Source organism: Pseudomonas sp. NFIX28, from assembly GCF_900107395.1.
Lineage (GTDB): Bacteria > Pseudomonadota > Gammaproteobacteria > Pseudomonadales > Pseudomonadaceae > Aquipseudomonas.
In genome coordinates this window covers 95,158-110,947 of the sequence record NZ_FNPW01000008.1, presented here as the reverse complement: position 1 = coordinate 110,947, position 15,790 = coordinate 95,158, and the positions used below count along the sequence as shown (strand labels likewise).

Genomic DNA, 15,790 nt, shown 5'->3' with positions numbered 1-15,790 from the left:
CTACGAACGTTGCCGGGCTTTTGGCACTTGCATCAATCAGCCTTTCTGTTGCGCAGTCAACGCCTCGAACATCGAGGTAATGTTGCTGGCGGTGGCTTTCAACTTGCCCACCAAAGTATCCATGTCGTTGTACTTCTTGGTCAGTACCGTCGTCAGAGTTTCGATACGACGATCCAGGGCCTCCTGATCCAGGGTCAGCTTGGCCTTGGCCTTGTTCAGCTCAGTGGTGCGCTGATCGAGAACACCGCCAGTCTGGGCAAAAGGCTTGATGGCGTCGTCCATGCGGCTTAGCAGGCCGTTTTCACCGGTGAACAGGGTCTGCACCTCGCCACCGAGCTTTTTGTCGTTCATCGCCGCGGTGAACTTGGTGGAATCGAAATCCAGGGCACCGGTCTTCGGGTTGGTGGTAACCCCCAATTGCGACAGAACGGTCAGCTTGTCACCAGACCCGACCTCAGACAGCGGCGCACGAATGGCCGCCAGGATCGAACGCGGCAACGAGTCGCCGGTCAGCTGCGCCGGGATAGTCAGCTTGCCATTGTCATCCAGGGACGGCTTGGTCAGCGCGGTCACACTGTTGGCCACCGCGTTGTAGGCGTCAACGAACTTCTGGATCGAAGCCTTCAAGCCATCGGTGTTGGCCGCGACGGTAATGGTCGAGGTGCCTGGAGCGACCAGATTGAAGGTCATCCCGGAAACCGCCTTGTCCACGGCGTTGCTCTTGCTGGTCAAGGCCATGCCGTCAACAGTGAAATTGGCATCCTTGGCCAGGGCACCAATGGAACCGGCGGAAGTGGCGGTCATCGGCGAACCGGAAGCCCCCACGACGTTGCTACCGTTGATTTCCAGACCGGCAATACCACTAAGAGAAATATCGGACCCCGCACCGGTAGTGGTCGAACCCACCACCAGGCGCGACCCAAAGGAGTCGGTCACGATGTTCGCGCTGATACCTGCGCCCTTGAGCGATGCATCGGCGTTGATCGAGTCACGCACCGACTGCAGGGTAGCGCCGGCTTTTATATCGAGATTGTAGTTAGAGCCATTTTGACTGATTTTGAGGGTACCAGTCGGAATAGCACTTGTAGTGCCGCCAGCGAAGGCAGCACTGGTGACTTTCGAGGCGCTCGCAAGATTGCCGACCGAGACGACATAATTGCCGTTGACCGCGGTGTTGCCAGCGACCGCCGTTACATACTTGTTGTCGGAAGTGGTGGCGGCATAGCCGGGAAATTGCGGATTGGTCTTGCTGCTGAGCTCGGTAATGGTGGTCCGAAAGGTCGACAACAAAGACTTCAAGGTGCCGATGCCGGAGATGCTTGCGGTGTTGTTCGCAGTTCCCCGGTCGATCTGACCTTGCTTGGGCGCTTTGTCAGCGTTTACCAAGGCTTTGACGATAGCACCGGTATCGAGGCCGGAGCCTAGACCGGTACCCGGTAGAATTGGACTTGCCATGGAGATCTCCCTTCAGTGTGTCGCCGGTCTTTTGACCATTACAACGCCCAAAAGAACATAGCAACAAATTTCATGCCAGCTGTCAGACTTTAGCGCTGAACAACAAGCTGCTCGCATCATTCAAACTATTGGCCAACTTCAGGACTTCTTCGTTGGGGATCTGACGAATCACCTCACCGGAGTCGCTGGCAATGACCTTGACGACGACCTTGCCAGAAGGTTCGTCGATAGAGAATTCCAGATTACGTTTGACCGACTGCACAAACTTTTCAATTTCCTGAATGGCCATTTTCAGTTTGTCCTGCTCGGTTTGCGCACTCTTACTCTCTTCCTTGACAGTCGACAGCGCCACAACGTCCGCTTGAGGCTTCTCCACAGGCTTGTCAGCAACAGGCGTTGCCGGCTTGGCCGCTGGATAAGACAAGTTCAGCTTCACGCTCATATCCATGTCCATCACCTCTAAAAGTAAAAAGCGAGAGAGCACGACCAGCGCACTCCCCCGCCAAAGCTTAGTCAGCTATTACTGAAGCAGTTTCAGTACAGCGGACGGCAGTTGGTTGGCCTGAGCCAGAACTGCGGTGGAAGCTTGTTGCAGAGTCTGCTGCTTGGTCATCTGCGCAGTTTCAGCAGCGAAGTCGGTATCTTGTACGCGACCCAGTGCAGCACTGGCGTTTTCGTTGATGTTCTGCAGGTTGGAAATGGTGCTGGTCAGACGGTTTTGTGCAGCACCGAGGTCAGCACGGCTGGAGTTGATGGTTGCCAGGGCCTTTTCGATTGCGTCGATCGAAGCCTTGGTGCTGGCTTCGGCGGTGGCGCTGCTGTTACCGGTGATGGCGATGGTTGCAGAACCTACGCTCAGGGTTGCAGCGTCGAAGCCGCTGGCCAGAGTGATGGTGATCTGGTTGGTAGCACCGGTATTGGAACCGACCTGGAAGGTCATGGTGCCAGCACTGCCGTCGATCAGGTTCTTGCCGTTCAGGTTGGTCGACTTGGCGATACGAGTCAGCTCGTCCGACATCGAAGCGAATTCTTTGTTCAGTGCAACACGGTCAGCGGTACCGTTGGAGTCGTTTCGCGATTGAATAGCCAGTTCGCGCATACGTTGCAGGATGTTGGTGGATTCCTGCATCGCGCCTTCAGCGGTCTGAGCGATGGAGATACCGTCGTTGGCGTTTTTGATCGCCATGGTCTGACCACGGATCTGCGAAGTCATGCGGGTAGCGATTTGCAGGCCGGCGGCGTCGTCCTTTGCGCTGTTGATTTTCAGGCCGGAAGACAGGCGAGTCATCGAAGTCGACAGAGCGTCGGAAGCGCGGTTCAGGTTCTTCTGAACGTTCAACGATGTGACGTTAGTGTTTACTGTTAAAGCCATGACGAATTCCTCGTTGGTTGGGTACTGCGGCTTCCGGCCCTGGCAACCGCCGGGTATGGCCTAGAGAACCTTCGTAATAGTTATCGTCGCGAAGGCAAGTTGCTTTAGGGCATTTTCAAAAAAATTTGCCATCAGCGTGCCACCCCTCGTAAATCAAGGGCTTGCCGACTTTAAGCAGTAGAAAAATGACGCCAGGAAAATGCCGCAGAGGCCCCGGGCGCCAAACCGCCCGGGCAAGCAGAGGAGTGTTTCAGGCGGCGGAGACGGAGCGCAGCACTTCAACGCATTCGTATTGCAGGTAATCGGCCAGGGCCAACCAGTTTTGCCCTTGCTGGCATTCGAACATCAGGCCAAGCAAAGTCTCCCAGTCCTGGCGTTGCTCTGGCTGCGCGGTATCGATCAGCGGCTGGATCGCCCCCATCAACTGCACCATGGTCATGGCCATCTCGACATCGTGCCCCAGGCGAAAGCCCTCGGCACATTGCTGCAAGCGGGCGATCAGCCCGTCGATCGCGTTCATTGGCTGAACTCCGGATGGTAAGTCGTCCCGGCAATCATCGCTCCGTCCCGGCTGCTGTTATAGAAGCGCACCTGCGGATGACCGGCGATAAAACGCTCCAGCTCGCACAGGTAGCTGCGGAAATTGAGTTGCGTCCTGACCCGCTGGCCATGGCCGTCCAGCACCCAGTGCCGGGCCGCTCCCAGTTGCGGCCCGAGCTCACCGTCGAGCCAGCCGGCATGAGTCTTGTTCATCGGGAAGGCGAAGTCGGCACCGAACAAGGTGACCTGCCCGGCGCCCATTTTCACCGCCAGGTCCACCGCTGGATGAATCACACTGCCGCCGACATACAGCTGCGCCTTGGGCAGCCGTTCGCGCATCTGTGTGTAAATCGGGCTGGCGGAATAACCGACGTAACGCGGCCCCTGCCAGAGCGCCAGGATCTGCGGATCGACCATCGGCAGATAGACCAGGGTAATGGCTGCGGAATCTTCAGGGGGCAAGTGCAGGCTGGAAATCCGGTGATCGATGCTGATCACGATATCCGGCTCGATCCCTTGCTTGCGCAATGGCCGGTAGGCGGTATCGACACAGATAAACAGAGGACGCTGGCTGTGCGCGCGAATTTCGCGCAAACGCTCGAAATGCCGCTCCAGGCTCGGCCCGGTGGCGATCACGAAGACTTCGCTTGCTGGCTGGGTGCCGAACAGTTGCGCCACATCGTTGTCGCTGGCCACCAGCCCGGCACTCGATTGCAGGCGCTGGGCGACTTCCGGGGAATCGGCGACGAAATCCCGGTTATTGAAAGCCAGGTGCACTTCACTGACCAGGCGATCACGGATCTTGGCGTTGTAGTCATCCGCCAGCACCAGCTCGGAGGGCAAGGCGAAAAATGGCAACTGGATTTCCGCCAGGTCGCCGGCAAACCCCAGCTCGACTCGAGGATCGTTCAACCAGTCTTGCTGATCGAGCAATTGCAGCACCAGCGCAAAGACCGCGCCGTTGAGGATGTGCACATGCAAGCGTTGCAGCGCGGGATTTTTCAGCAGCACATGCTGCAAGTCGCCCAAGCCGGTGCCATACAGATGGATCACCGGACTGTCGGCCGGCAGGCTTGCCGCCTGGGTCCGCGCCTCCGCCGCGCGATCATGACGGCTGGTGAGCTGGATGCCGGAAATACTCAAGGTCGAACCCAGGCCTTCGACCAGATCCGCCTGCAACGCAGCACTGTCCTCCGCCAGCAACCGCTCGAGCAGTCGCGGCCAGCGAGCCCGTATTGCCTGGGCATTGCCCTCAAAGCTGTCGCTCATGCTGCCTCGCCTATCTTCATGCAAAAAAAATAGCGCTCAGGGTACTACACCCTGAGCGCTATTTTGGATGCCGCGGGATCAACTCATGGGCGATAGATAATCGCCGAGCCCCAGGACAGCCCCACGCCAAAGCCACTCAGGGCTACGCGCTGCCACTTCGATTCGAGAACGTGCTTTTCCAGCAGCAGCGGAATGCTCGACGACACGGTGTTGCCGGTCTCGACCATGTCCTTGATGAACTTCTCCGGCTCGCCTTCGAAACGGCGCGCCACGGCGTCGACAATCGCCGCGCTGCCCTGGTGGATGCAGAATGCATCGATCTGCTCAGCCTGCAGGCCAGACTCGTCCAGCAGCTCTTGCAAGTGCGCCGGGACTTTCAGCAGGGCAAAGTTGAACACCTGGCGACCGTTCATGAAAAACACGCCATCGGTGACTTTCAGGTGCGGAGCGCCGGAACCGTCGGTGCCGAACTTGGCCTTGCCCAACTGCCAGGGAGCATCCACGCCCATCCAGGTAGCGGTCGCCGCGTCGCCAAACAGCATGGTGGTGTTGCGGTCTTCCGGATCGACGATCTTCGAATATGGGTCGGCGGTGACCAGCAGGCCATTCTTCAGGCCCGCGGCTTCCATGAAGCCCTTGAGCGCGTAGATGCCGTAGACATAACCGGAGCAGCCCAGGGAAATATCGAAGGCCGCGACGTGAGTCGGCAGGCCCAGCTTGTCCTGGACAATGGCCGCGGTGTGCGGCAGGCCTTCTTCGTCGCCGTTCTGGGTGACGACGATCAGCGCGTCGATCGACTCGCGCGACAGTTGCGGGTTATTGGCGAACAGCGCATTGACTGCTTCGACACACAGGTCCGAGGTTTCCTGCGCGGCGTCTTTGCGCGGCAGGAAGGCCGAACCGATCTTGCCCAGGATGAATTCTTCATCCTTCTCGAATTTTGCACCTTGTGCGTAATTGTCTACGCCGGCTACAGGCACGTAGCTCGCAATGCTCTTTATGCCAATCATTACGGCTTCCCAATAATAGACAGCTGAATACCCCGACCACCTTGACCAGGGCTGCCGATAAACAGACGTTCTGCCGCCCCGGGGGGCGACAGCGGAAAGAACAGAAGGCTATCACTGCACCGTTTACCGGCCAGGCGCCATCTTTCCGGTCAATACAATACAGTGAAGATGCGCGTTATGACTCGCAGGTCACGCGATTTTGCCGAATCAGCCATACAAACGGCTATTCGACAAACGCCCAATCCAGTGCGGTACCACGCTTGAGGGCCTGGCGCGCGCAGCGCCCGAGGACTGCGTCGATGTGCTTGGGGGCAAGCCCCAGACCCGGACGAATGGCCCTGACATTCTCGCAACTGAACACCTCTCCCGCCGCCATGTCACGGGTGACGTAGAGGGAGCGGCGGTACAGCACCGACTGCCGCTCGGCCTCGGTCGCGCCGTATCGCACCTGGCCCAGGGCCTGCCAGGCGCGCTCGGTTTCCACCACCAGGCTGTGCAGCTCCGCCGGCTCCAGGGAAAAACTCGCATCCACCCCGCCGGCGGCGCGGTCGAGGGTGAAGTGTTTTTCCACCACCGTCGCGCCCAGCGCCACCGCGGCCACCGATACCCCGACGCCCATGGAATGATCGGACAAACCGACTTCGCAGCCGAACAGTTCACGCAGATGGGGGATGGTCAGGATGTTGCTGTTTTCCGGCGAGGCCGGGTAGGTGCTGGTGCACTTGAGCAGCACCAGGTCCTTGCAGCCGGCCTCGCGGGCCGCGCGCACGCTTTCGTCCAGCTCGGCGATGCTGGCCATGCCGGTGGAAATGATCAGCGGCTTGCCGGTGGCCGCCACCCGGCGAATCAGCGGCAGGTCGGTGTTTTCGAAACTGGCGATCTTGTAGGCCGGCACATCGAGGCTTTCGAGAAAGTCCACGGCGCTCTCGTCGAACGGCGTGGAGAACGCCAGCATTCCCAATTCCCTGGCACGGGCGAAGATCGGCGCGTGCCACTGCCAGGGCGTATGGGCCTTTTCATACAGGGCATACAGTGAAGAGCCGGCCCACAGGCTGGCCGGATCCTTGATGAAGAACTCGCCGTGGTCCAGGTCCAGGGTCATGGTGTCGGCGGTATAAGTCTGCAACTTCAAGGCATGGGCGCCGGCCTTGGCCGCGGCTTCGACGATTTGCAGGGCAACGTCCAGCGACTGGTTATGGTTGCCGCTCATCTCGGCAATGATGAACGGCGGCGAGCCTGCGCCAATCGAGCGCGAGCCGATCTTGAAACTAGTCATTGGGGGTTTCCTTCGATTCACGCGTAAATTCGCCGGGGGCCGGTGCATCACCGGCGCGGCGTAATGGGTTGCCGGTCATCTCCAACAGGGCTGCCGCCACCCGCGATGCGCCCTGCCCGTCGACCAACTGCCGGGAGCGCTGCGCCAGGCTCCGGCGCAGCGGGTAATCGCCCATCAGCGCCGCGACTGCCTGGCGTAGTTGCTCGACGCTCACCTGCTCGCTGGGCCCCAGGTAGACATGCATGCCCGCCTCGGCCAACAGCCGGGCGTTGGCCTCCTGGTTGCCGGCCACGCTGATGCACAGGGTCGGCAGGCCCAGCGCGGCGCGTTCCCAGCTGGTGCCGCCACCGGCACCGATAAACAGGTCCGCTTCGCTCATCAAGCGAGAAAAATCGCTGACATAAGCCTGCAAGCGCCAGTGTTCGCGAGCGGCGGCCAGTTCCTGCATCTGCGCCCAGGCCGGGTTGTCGGCCCCGGCGACGAAATCCACTTGCAGCGCGTCGAAAGCGCTCAACGCCTGCATCGCTTTGTACGTCTGGCTGGCGGCATCGAAACCACCGAAATTCACCAGGACCCGGCGCGCCTGCTCGCGAATGGCAATCGGCGGGCGGCGGAACTCCTCGCGCAGCAGGGCGAAATGCGGCCCCAGCAACGCCCGGCAATCCGCCTTGATCAGGCCGGCATAGGCCTGCGGCGTGCCACTGAAGTTCTGGTCGAGCAACAGGTCGGCCGCATGTCGCCGGTTGGCCAGGTCATCGATGGCGGCAATCCGCGGCGCCCATTGCCGCGCCGCCTGCTGCCATTGCCAGTCGAGGCCGTAATGGTCGACCAGCACCCAGTCGAATCGCGGCTGCTCCTGCAACGCTACCTGCAAGGCGGCGATATCCGCCTGCCAGGGCAGCGGCGCCTCGATGTCCCCTGCGCACTCGCCTGGATAACTCGCCGGCAGGGCGAAGGTCTGGAAACCCAGTTCGACCAGGCGATCCAATGGCTGCCCGGGCAGGCTTCGGCAAGCGAAAGCCACGGTGGCGCCCTGCTCGCTCAACGCCCTGGCCAGGGTCAGGCAACGGGCGATATGGCCGCTGCCAATGGCCGGCGAGGCATCGGCCCGGATCAGCACCCTCACTCCAGCTCTCCACCGGCCTTAAGTGCCCTGTAGAGATATTGCGCACGCAGCCAATCTTCTTCGGTGTCGATGTCCTGGACCAGATGGCGTGGCAGGATCACCGGCAGGCTGAGGGGAGAAAACATCAGGTCGCCGCGCAACCAGGCCTCGCTGCGCCCCCAATAGAACTGCCCGGCGTCCTGATAGGCCGGCGGCAGGTCCTGGGAGCGGGTACCGCTAAATTCTGGATGGAGCGCCGTTAATGAGCCCTGCTCGTCGAAGACTAGGGCCCGCTGCACAGGGAAAGGAAAGCTACAGATAGAAAAGGCAAATGATTTTCCTGGATGAGTATCCAGCGCCACGAAGCCTTGCCGCAAGTAACGTGCCTGCAACAAGGGAGCAGTGGCGTAGATGCAGCAGGCGTAATCGAATACTTCGCCACGCTCCTGCAGTACATTCAAGGCATGCACGATCACAGGCGCTGTGCCGATGAAATCATTCGCCAGCTCTGCCGGACGTGTAAATGGTACTGTCGCGCCACAAGCCTTGGCCAACTTGGCGATTTCCGGATCGTCGGTACTAACCAGCACCTGATCAAATAGCCCCGATGCCCGGGCCGTGGCAATTGAACGGGCAAGCATCGGTATGCCGTTAAAGGGTTTGAGGTTTTTACTAGCTATACGCTTACTGCCACCTCGGGCGGGAATGATTGCGATGGCACTCAAGACTCGACATGCTCCAAAACAAGCTGGCGTAATTGCTCGACTACGTACTCCTGCTGTTTGTCATCCAGCGCAGGAAACATCGGCAAACTGATTGCCTCGGCGTAGTAACGCTCAGCCTCGGGAAAATCGCCAGCAGCGAACCCCAGGTCGCGATAATACGGCTGCAGATGTACCGGAATATAATGCACGTTTACCCCAACCCCAGCCTCACGCAACGCCTCGAACACTGCAGCGCGAGAGCGACGGATACGGTTGGACTGCAGACGCACCACGTACAGATGCCACGATGACTGTGCCTGATCTTGAGCCTGCGGCAAGGTTACCGGCAAGTCGGCCAGCAAGCGGTCATAACGAGCAGCAAGTTGCTGGCGCCTGGCAAGGAAACCATCGAGCTTGTCCAGCTGGGATAGCCCCAGCGCAGCCTGCAGGTCGGTGATCCGGTAATTGAAGCCCAACTCGATCTGCTGGTAGTACCAGAAACTTTGACTGGGCTCAGTCATTTGCGCCGGATCACGGGTCATGCCGTGGCTACGCAAACGCCGCAAACGGTTCGCCAGCTGTGGGTTGTTGGTCATCACCATACCGCCCTCGGCGCTAGTGATGATTTTCACCGGATGGAAACTGAAGATCGTCATCGCCGCAAACTCGCCACAGCCTACTGGGCGCCCGGCATAATATGCTCCCACTGCGTGAGCTGCGTCCTCAATCAGCACAAAGCCATACCGCTGTGCCAGTTGCGCCATGGCCCGCATGTCGCAGCTTTGCCCAGAAAACGCAACAGCCACCACCACTTTAGGCAAGCGGCCCATACGTTCGGCGGCTTCAAGCTTATCGGCCAGCGCCCGGGCATCCATATTCCAGGTATGGGGGTCGATATCGACGAAGTCCACGTCGGCACCGCAATAGCGTCCGCAATTGGCCGAGGCCAGAAAGGTGTTGGGCGTGGTCCACAGCAGGTCTCCCGGTCCCAGACCGGCGGCCAGGCAAGCAATGTGCAGAGCTGCCGTAGCGTTGCACACCGCCACGCCATGACCGGCCTCACAGCGGGCGGCCATGGCCTGCTCGAAGCGCTCGATGGTCGGCCCCTGAGTCAACCAATCTGACTGCAGCACCGCCACCACAGCGTCAATATCAGCCTGGTCAATACTCTGGCGTGCATAAGGAATCATACCGATGACTCGGTATACAGCCCGACGACCTGACCAAGCAAAAGGAAATGCGGATTACTCGCACCCCGCTTGGGCTGGTACTGCTCCAGCAGACGCCGAATGAAATTGCGCCCGAACGAGCCGGTGCCGCCTGAGATGAAAATCGATTTGCCATTAAACATGCGTTGAGTCCTTTTACCTGTCAGCCAGGCTTATGCAAGCAGCTGTGCCCAGTCGACACTGGCAGGAGCGCCAGGGGTGAAACCCTTGCCGGTCAGGCTCAGGTTCTGGTTGTAAGCCACGTCGTGCTCGAAGCGGGCCTGCCATTTGTCGCGCAGCGCCGCCGCGGCCTGGGCATTGTCCGCCAGGGTGCCCGGGTGGAGGATCTGCACCTGCGGGGTCCAGACCGTCAACAGCCCGGCATCGGCCACCTTCAGGCACAGGTCGACATCGGCGAATGCCTCGGCGAGGTGTTCTTCGTCCAGGCCGCCGACGGCGTTGTAGACGTCCTTGCCAATCATCAGGCAGGCACCGGAGACCGCCGAATAGTTCTGTTCGGCGAGCAAGCCATTCAGGTAGCCGCTGGCGCCTTTCGGCTCACCGGCGAACGCCGCCCCCAGATGCCCGTTCAAGCCGAGAACCAGGCCAGCCGAGGTGGTCGCGCCCTTGGCGTCGACCAGGCGCGCGCCGACCACCCCGACTTCCGGCCGCTGCGCCTGGTTGAGCAGGCTCTCCAGCCAGTCGGCGTTGACCACTTCGGCATCGGCCGCCAGCAGCACCAGGTACTCGCCCCGGGCTTCCTGGCTCGCTGCGTTATACAGCGCCGAGGCGCTCAGGCGTTGCGGACTGCGCACCACGCGGATGCGGTCGCCCTTCTGCTCCAGGCTGGCGAGCCAGTTCGCCAGTTCTTCGCAGCGGCTGTGGTTATCGCCGATGACCACTTCGTAGCGCTGGTAGCGCGTGCGTTGCAGCACGCTGACCAGGCAGCGCTGCAACTGCTCCAGGTTGTCTTCGCTGCGCAGGATGATCGAGACCAGCGGACGTTCGGCATGGCCGTAGTTGACCTGATAGACCCCAGGCTGCGCCGCGCTGACCTGGCCGCGATAGCCACGCTGGCCCAGGTGGCGGGTCAGCGCCTGGCTTTGCTGAGGGTTCTCCTCCGTCGTCGCGGCCTGGCCGATCAACAGCGGTTCGGCCAGGTGCGCCAGGCCCGCCAGCCCGCCGTCTTCGATCAGGCGCAGCAGCAGGTCGTATTCCATGGCTTGGGCAAACGCCGTCGAATAACCGCCGGCGGCCACCAGCACTTCCCGGCGAATCAGCCAGTGGCCGGCCATCAGGTCCGGCGCGCTTTGCAGCAGGTCGAGGTTGACGCCCGGGCGGAACACATCCTTGAGCGCGCCATCGGCACCGTATTGGAGTTCATCCATGGCCACCGCGCGGCACCCTTGCGCGCCGAGCAGTTCGAGGCTGGCGCGCAGCAGGCCGCTGGCGGTGAAACGCTCGCCGGCACGGGCCAGCAGCAACCAGTCGCGGGAAGATTGCACGACGAACTGGTTGATCCGCTCCACATGGTTGGCGGTGCTGACCTTGATGAAATGCACGGTGTCCTGGGCGCTGGTGGTCGCCGGCAGGTCGCCCGTGGTGAAGACCACCACCTGGAAGGACCGGCAATGGCCATTGACCAGGCTGTCGAAGGTCGCCTGCAGCTTGACCATGTCGGCCTCGAGGTCGAGCAGCAGGATGCCGAAGGTCGGGCCGCCGTTGTGCCGCGCCAGGTGCTCGTTGATCGCCTTGAGCTGCTGCGCCTCGGGGTTGCGCGCCTCCAGCCATTTCAGCAGGCGCCCCGAAGGCATGTTTTCCAACAGCGCCGGGCTGTCCTGGAAAGGCAGCGACTCCAGGCGCTCGGCCCAGGCCTGCAGCTTGCGGGCATCGTCCAGCTCCTGGGGATCTTGCCCATTGCAAGCCTGCAGCGAGGCCGCCAGGCGGCGGACCACTTCGAGGTTGAACAGGTTGCACGACAGCGCCTCCCACAGGCGGCTGCGCAGGGTACGCTCGGTGTCGTTGGGCTGTACCTGCATCAGCTCCTGCTGCTTGAGCAGCACGCCTTCAAGCTCCTGCAGTTGCAGGCGACCGGCCGGCATCCCATGCATGAGGAATTCGAATTCGGTCAACAGATCGAACATCGGCTTGTTGTAGAACGGCATTTCGACGAACTGTTCCGGGCCGAACGAACGCACCGGCTCGGCCCCCGGCTCGAGCCAGGCCGAACGGAAAATCATCTTGCCGTTGAGCGAGCGACCGGTGAGCAGGCACTCGGCCATGGCCGTGAAGCTGTCCAGGGCAATCTGTTTGGCCCGCTGCGGGTCCAGGCCGCTCAAACCGGTGGGCAACGACGCCAGGAACCCGGCGAACGCCTCGCGCTGGGCCACCGACTTCGCGTCGCCGTAGGTCAGCACCGTCAGCACATCGGTATTGTGCTCCGAGGCGTTGTAGTTGACCTCGCGCACGGCGAAGGGAATCGGCAGGATCCGCGCCTTGGCCGACGCCAGCAGGAAGAAGGTATGGCCGATTTCCTGCCACTCGAAACTGGTCCCCGGCGGCAGCAGGCTGTACCACTGTTGCAGCAGGTCGGTGCGGGTCACGGCGTAGAACGGCGGCAGGAAATGACCCATGAACGCCATGACCCGCTCGCTGGCGTCTTCCGAGGCGTAGTCCTCGATCACCCGGCAATCGCGCTTGTAGTAGTTCACCTCGGCGGCACGGGCCAGGTACATCATCCCGTAGCCGTGGCACAGGCCGTAGTCGGGGTTGGCTTCAAGAAACTCCACCGATTCGGTGAGCGCGCCATGGAGCAAAAAGTCGTCGTCGGCAGCGAACACCATGTACGGCGTGGTCACCTGGCCAACGCCGTAGGTGAGCTTGTCCTGCAGGCCCTTGTAGGTGTATTGCGGCAGATGCCGGTAATCGACCCGGGGGAACTGGCCGGCCAGGCTGTCGTCGGCGTGCAGCGAGGAGTCCAGCACCAGGATCTTGCAGGGGTAGGTGCTGTAGTACTGCAAGGTACGGCGCAAGAACGCCTTGCGATTGTGGGACATCACCACCAGCGTGAAACGCTCGCTCAACGGTGCGCTAGTGTTTTGAGCCTTGTCTTGAACCTGCATCAGTGTTTCCCCACAACCGGCAAAGTGCTGTTACCTGCAAACCATTTAATTCAACGAACGCGACGCAGATAGCCATCCGGCGCCACGGTGATCAGCAGCTTGTTCTGCATCTGATAGTCGATCTCGAAGTCGCGGTTCTCTTCCAGGTAGGCCCAGACCGCGGTTTTCGGGTTGTCGCCCGGGCCCCATGGGCGGTCCGGGAAGAAGTCGGCCGGCATGTCTTCGACCACCGTGTCCATCACCACGCAGTAGCTGTCCACCGACACCAGCGGCGCATACAGGCGCAGCTCTTCGAGCACGTGCTCATGGGTGTGGTTGGAATCCAGCACCAGAATGACCTTCTTGCCCGCGGCCGCGGCGCGCACCTGCTCGGCGATCGCCGGATCGATGCTCGAGCCTTCGATCATCTTGATGCGCTTGCTCATCGGATGGCTCTCGATGGCTTCGCGGTTATGCGCGCGAATATCCAGGTCGATGCCCAGCACTTCGCCATGGCCCTGCAATTCGAGCAGCGAGGCGTAGTAGATGATCGAGCCGCCATGGGCGATACCGCATTCGATCACCAGGTCCGGCTTGACCCGCCAGATGATCTCTTGCATGGCCATCATGTCCTGGGGCAGCTGGATGATCGGGCGGCCCATCCAGGAGAAGTGATAGCTGTACTTGTGGCCGGCGGACTCGTTGAAGAAGTCGCGTGCCAGGCCCTTGAGTTTCTGGTCCTCGCCCTGGGCGCGGATCTGCTCCTGACACTCGGCTTCGAACGCTTGGATGATGGTGTTGTCGGTCATGGTCGGGTCTCAATAAACGTCATTTGAACGAAGCGCTGTCGACCGCGTGATAGACGTAGCGTCCATCGGTCATGCGCTTGATTTCTTCGAGGTAGTTGGAATTCATCACAAACAGGTTGGCGCCCGCGGGCAAGGTCGCCATGACCTCCTCGGGGGACGACACGCGGGCGCCGCTCAGGGGCAGGTAACGGCCCTGCTTGGCCGGGTTGATATCCACTACCTGGTCCACCGAGACGCCCGCCCGCTGCAGGAACAGCGAATAGATCACGCCCTTGGAAGAGGCGCCCCAGATCGCCGAGCCGGCTTCGGGCTGCTCGTGGATGATCTGCTTGGCGCGCTCGATGCTGGCGGTGAAATCCCGCGGCATCTCGAGGCGCTCGACCGGCGTCTCGCCCGGCCCTCGCAAGGTGCCGAGGTCGGCCACCACGTACAGGTACTGGCCGCCGAACAGATGGCCGGCTTCGTGGACGGTGCCAAACATGCGGCGCAGGTCGTCCAGGCGGAAGTAGTTCACATGCTCGTAAAACACGTCGAACCAGGCCCGGTGCTCGACAATCCAGTCGAAGCACGGCACCTCGATGTAGATCTGCCCGCCCTGGTTGGCCTCGGCCATCTCCGCCAGGAACGCCCGCGGGTCGGCGATATGTTCCAGCACATGGCGCAACACCACGGCATCGGCCGACAGGCCCAGGCCACGGGTAAACGGCGCCTTGATCACGTCGGCGCTATCGCCCTCGTAGGCCGGGTCGATGCCGGTGATGCGGTAGCCCTGCTCGCGCAACAGCTCGAGGAAATAGCCCTTGCCGCAACCGACCTCGATCAGCTCGCGCCCCTTGAAATGCCGGGCGATGATGCCCTCGACATCCTGCAAGTGACGCTGGAACTGCGCCGAATGGGCCTGCTCGTTCTGGTAGTCGCTGTCGTAGCTCAACTTGTCGGGGTCGAAGGCCTGGTTAAAGATCAGGCCGCTCTCCTCGTCCTGCACCAGCACCATGTCGGCCGAAGCCGAGGCCCTGGCGCTGTGCGCGTCGGCGAAGGTGCGGTTCTGCAGCACCGGCAGGTCCATGACCCGATACAACTCATGCCCCATGTTCTGCTCCCAATAGTTGTTGCAGGCGCTGGTTCGCCCCCCAGAACGCCATGGGTTCGTGGGTGGGATAAGGGTAATGCCCCAGGTTCAGGCGGATCATCGAGCCGCGCTCGCGCACCCGCCGCTCGACCAGCGCCCGCACCGATATCGGCTGGCCGCTGGAACAATTGACCACGCCGCAAAACTCCCGCCGCAACAGCAGCGCCGCAAGGTTGGCGGCAGCGTCCTCGATGGCCAGGTAATCGCGCAGCTGTTCGCCGGCGGACATGTCGAACACCGCATCGCCGGCGTCGATCGCCCGGTCCAGGGCGGCCAGCAGGCTGTTGGGGTTCTGCCCGTCGCCGTAGAGGTAGAACAGCCGCACCCATTGCAGGGTGAAAGGCACTTGCTGCTGCAGGCTCTCGAGGAACAGCCGCAGGCTGTGCTTGGCCAGCCCGTAGGGATTGCTCGGCTGCGCCGGCACCTGCTCGTCGAGCGGGCCGCTCTGCATGCCGTATTCGAAACAGGTGCCGGTGACCATGACCTGGGCCACGCCCGCCTCCACCGCGGCCTTGATGAACCGGTAGTCGGCCATCAGGTTGTGCTCAAAGTGAAACAGCGCCTTGTAGTTCGGCAGGCCCGGCCAGGCCAGGTGCACCAGGGCATCGACGCCGTCGACCAGGGCGGCGATATCGGTGTCGGCGCCATGCACGTCCGCCGTCACCTGCTCCACCGCCGCGGCCCAGGGCATGCCGGCCAGCTTCTGCGGGTCGCGGGCCAGCGCCCGGACCTGGCACCCGCGCGCCAGCAAGGCGGCGACCAGGTGCCGGCCGACAAAACCACTGGCCCCGGTGACGAGTACCTTCAGGCCC

At 61.6% G+C, this 15,790-nt stretch carries 14 protein-coding genes and 1 pseudogene; all 15 read right to left on the bottom strand.

Going from position 1 to position 15,790, the window contains the following annotated elements; all coding sequences use genetic code 11:
* Positions 1-36 precede the first annotated feature (36 nt).
* Complete coding sequence (gene fliD, locus BLV20_RS16810) at positions 37-1,455, bottom strand: flagellar filament capping protein FliD (RefSeq protein ID WP_092303328.1); 1,419 nt, start codon at positions 1,453-1,455, stop codon at positions 37-39.
* An 82-nt stretch (positions 1,456-1,537) separates the two neighbouring features.
* A complete protein-coding gene (locus BLV20_RS16805) occupies positions 1,538-1,903 on the bottom strand; it encodes a flagellar protein FlaG (RefSeq protein WP_092303644.1) in 366 nt (121 codons plus the stop codon).
* 72 nt (positions 1,904-1,975) lie between these two features.
* Positions 1,976-2,827, bottom strand: coding sequence for a flagellin domain-containing protein (locus BLV20_RS16800; protein WP_007922647.1), 852 nt, complete (start codon positions 2,825-2,827; stop codon positions 1,976-1,978).
* Between the two features lie 250 nt (positions 2,828-3,077).
* Positions 3,078-3,347 (bottom strand): hypothetical protein, encoded by a 270-nt coding sequence (locus tag BLV20_RS16795; RefSeq protein WP_092303326.1) that lies wholly within the window; start codon positions 3,345-3,347, stop codon positions 3,078-3,080.
* Positions 3,344-4,636: a motility associated factor glycosyltransferase family protein gene (locus BLV20_RS16790; protein ID WP_092303324.1), complete on the bottom strand. Its 1,293-nt coding sequence runs from the start codon at positions 4,634-4,636 to the stop codon at positions 3,344-3,346. The genes BLV20_RS16795 and BLV20_RS16790 overlap by 4 nt, the downstream gene beginning before the upstream one ends.
* Before the next feature lie 83 nt (positions 4,637-4,719).
* Positions 4,720-5,646: a ketoacyl-ACP synthase III gene (locus BLV20_RS16785; protein WP_092303322.1), complete on the bottom strand. Its 927-nt coding sequence runs from the start codon at positions 5,644-5,646 to the stop codon at positions 4,720-4,722.
* A 223-nt stretch (positions 5,647-5,869) separates the two neighbouring features.
* The gene (gene pseI, locus BLV20_RS16780) at positions 5,870-6,922 is read right to left on the bottom strand and encodes a pseudaminic acid synthase (RefSeq protein WP_092303320.1); all 1,053 of its coding nucleotides are present in this window, start codon (positions 6,920-6,922) and stop codon (positions 5,870-5,872) included.
* Between the two features lie 85 nt (positions 6,923-7,007).
* Positions 7,008-8,048, bottom strand: a pseudogene (pseG, locus tag BLV20_RS16775) (UDP-2,4-diacetamido-2,4,6-trideoxy-beta-L-altropyranose hydrolase); the annotation flags it as partial.
* A complete protein-coding gene (gene pseF, locus BLV20_RS16770) occupies positions 8,045-8,752 on the bottom strand; it encodes a pseudaminic acid cytidylyltransferase (RefSeq protein ID WP_092303316.1) in 708 nt (235 codons plus the stop codon). The gene pseF and the pseudogene pseG, both read right to left, overlap by 4 nt.
* Complete coding sequence (pseC, locus tag BLV20_RS16765; protein ID WP_092303314.1) at positions 8,749-9,921, bottom strand: UDP-4-amino-4,6-dideoxy-N-acetyl-beta-L-altrosamine transaminase; 1,173 nt, start codon at positions 9,919-9,921, stop codon at positions 8,749-8,751. Before pseC ends, pseF begins: the two co-directional genes overlap by 4 nt.
* Positions 9,918-10,082 (bottom strand): hypothetical protein, encoded by a 165-nt coding sequence (locus BLV20_RS31440; protein WP_175540216.1) that lies wholly within the window; start codon positions 10,080-10,082, stop codon positions 9,918-9,920. The genes pseC and BLV20_RS31440 overlap by 4 nt, the downstream gene beginning before the upstream one ends.
* Before the next feature lie 30 nt (positions 10,083-10,112).
* Complete coding sequence (locus BLV20_RS16760) at positions 10,113-13,061, bottom strand: TIGR00180 family glycosyltransferase (RefSeq protein WP_092303312.1); 2,949 nt, start codon at positions 13,059-13,061, stop codon at positions 10,113-10,115.
* A gap of 50 nt (positions 13,062-13,111) precedes the next feature.
* Positions 13,112-13,849: a cephalosporin hydroxylase family protein gene (locus BLV20_RS16755; protein ID WP_092303310.1), complete on the bottom strand. Its 738-nt coding sequence runs from the start codon at positions 13,847-13,849 to the stop codon at positions 13,112-13,114.
* A 19-nt stretch (positions 13,850-13,868) separates the two neighbouring features.
* Positions 13,869-14,939 (bottom strand): class I SAM-dependent methyltransferase, encoded by a 1,071-nt coding sequence (locus BLV20_RS16750; protein WP_092303308.1) that lies wholly within the window; start codon positions 14,937-14,939, stop codon positions 13,869-13,871.
* A complete protein-coding gene (locus tag BLV20_RS16745; RefSeq protein WP_175540223.1) occupies positions 14,929-15,786 on the bottom strand; it encodes an NAD-dependent epimerase/dehydratase family protein in 858 nt (285 codons plus the stop codon). Before BLV20_RS16745 ends, BLV20_RS16750 begins: the two co-directional genes overlap by 11 nt.
* Positions 15,787-15,790: the final 4 nt, after the last annotated feature.

Excerpts from the sequence above, each read along its gene's own strand:
- fliD (WP_092303328.1), bottom strand. The coding sequence starts at position 1,455 with ATGGCAAGTCCAATTCTACCGGGTACCGGTCTAGGCTCCGGCCTCGAT.
- BLV20_RS16805 (WP_092303644.1), bottom strand. The coding sequence starts at position 1,903 with ATGGATATGAGCGTGAAGCTGAACTTGTCTTATCCAGCGGCCAAGCCG.
- BLV20_RS16800 (WP_007922647.1), bottom strand. The coding sequence starts at position 2,827 with ATGGCTTTAACAGTAAACACTAACGTCACATCGTTGAACGTTCAGAAG.
- BLV20_RS16795 (WP_092303326.1), bottom strand. The coding sequence starts at position 3,347 with ATGAACGCGATCGACGGGCTGATCGCCCGCTTGCAGCAATGTGCCGAG.
- BLV20_RS16790 (WP_092303324.1), bottom strand. The coding sequence starts at position 4,636 with ATGAGCGACAGCTTTGAGGGCAATGCCCAGGCAATACGGGCTCGCTGG.
- BLV20_RS16785 (WP_092303322.1), bottom strand. The coding sequence starts at position 5,646 with ATGATTGGCATAAAGAGCATTGCGAGCTACGTGCCTGTAGCCGGCGTA.
- pseI (WP_092303320.1), bottom strand. The coding sequence starts at position 6,922 with ATGACTAGTTTCAAGATCGGCTCGCGCTCGATTGGCGCAGGCTCGCCG.
- pseC (WP_092303314.1), bottom strand. The coding sequence starts at position 9,921 with ATGATTCCTTATGCACGCCAGAGTATTGACCAGGCTGATATTGACGCT.
- BLV20_RS31440 (WP_175540216.1), bottom strand. The coding sequence starts at position 10,082 with ATGTTTAATGGCAAATCGATTTTCATCTCAGGCGGCACCGGCTCGTTC.
- BLV20_RS16760 (WP_092303312.1), bottom strand. The coding sequence starts at position 13,061 with ATGCAGGTTCAAGACAAGGCTCAAAACACTAGCGCACCGTTGAGCGAG.
- BLV20_RS16755 (WP_092303310.1), bottom strand. The coding sequence starts at position 13,849 with ATGACCGACAACACCATCATCCAAGCGTTCGAAGCCGAGTGTCAGGAG.
- BLV20_RS16750 (WP_092303308.1), bottom strand. The coding sequence starts at position 14,939 with ATGGGGCATGAGTTGTATCGGGTCATGGACCTGCCGGTGCTGCAGAAC.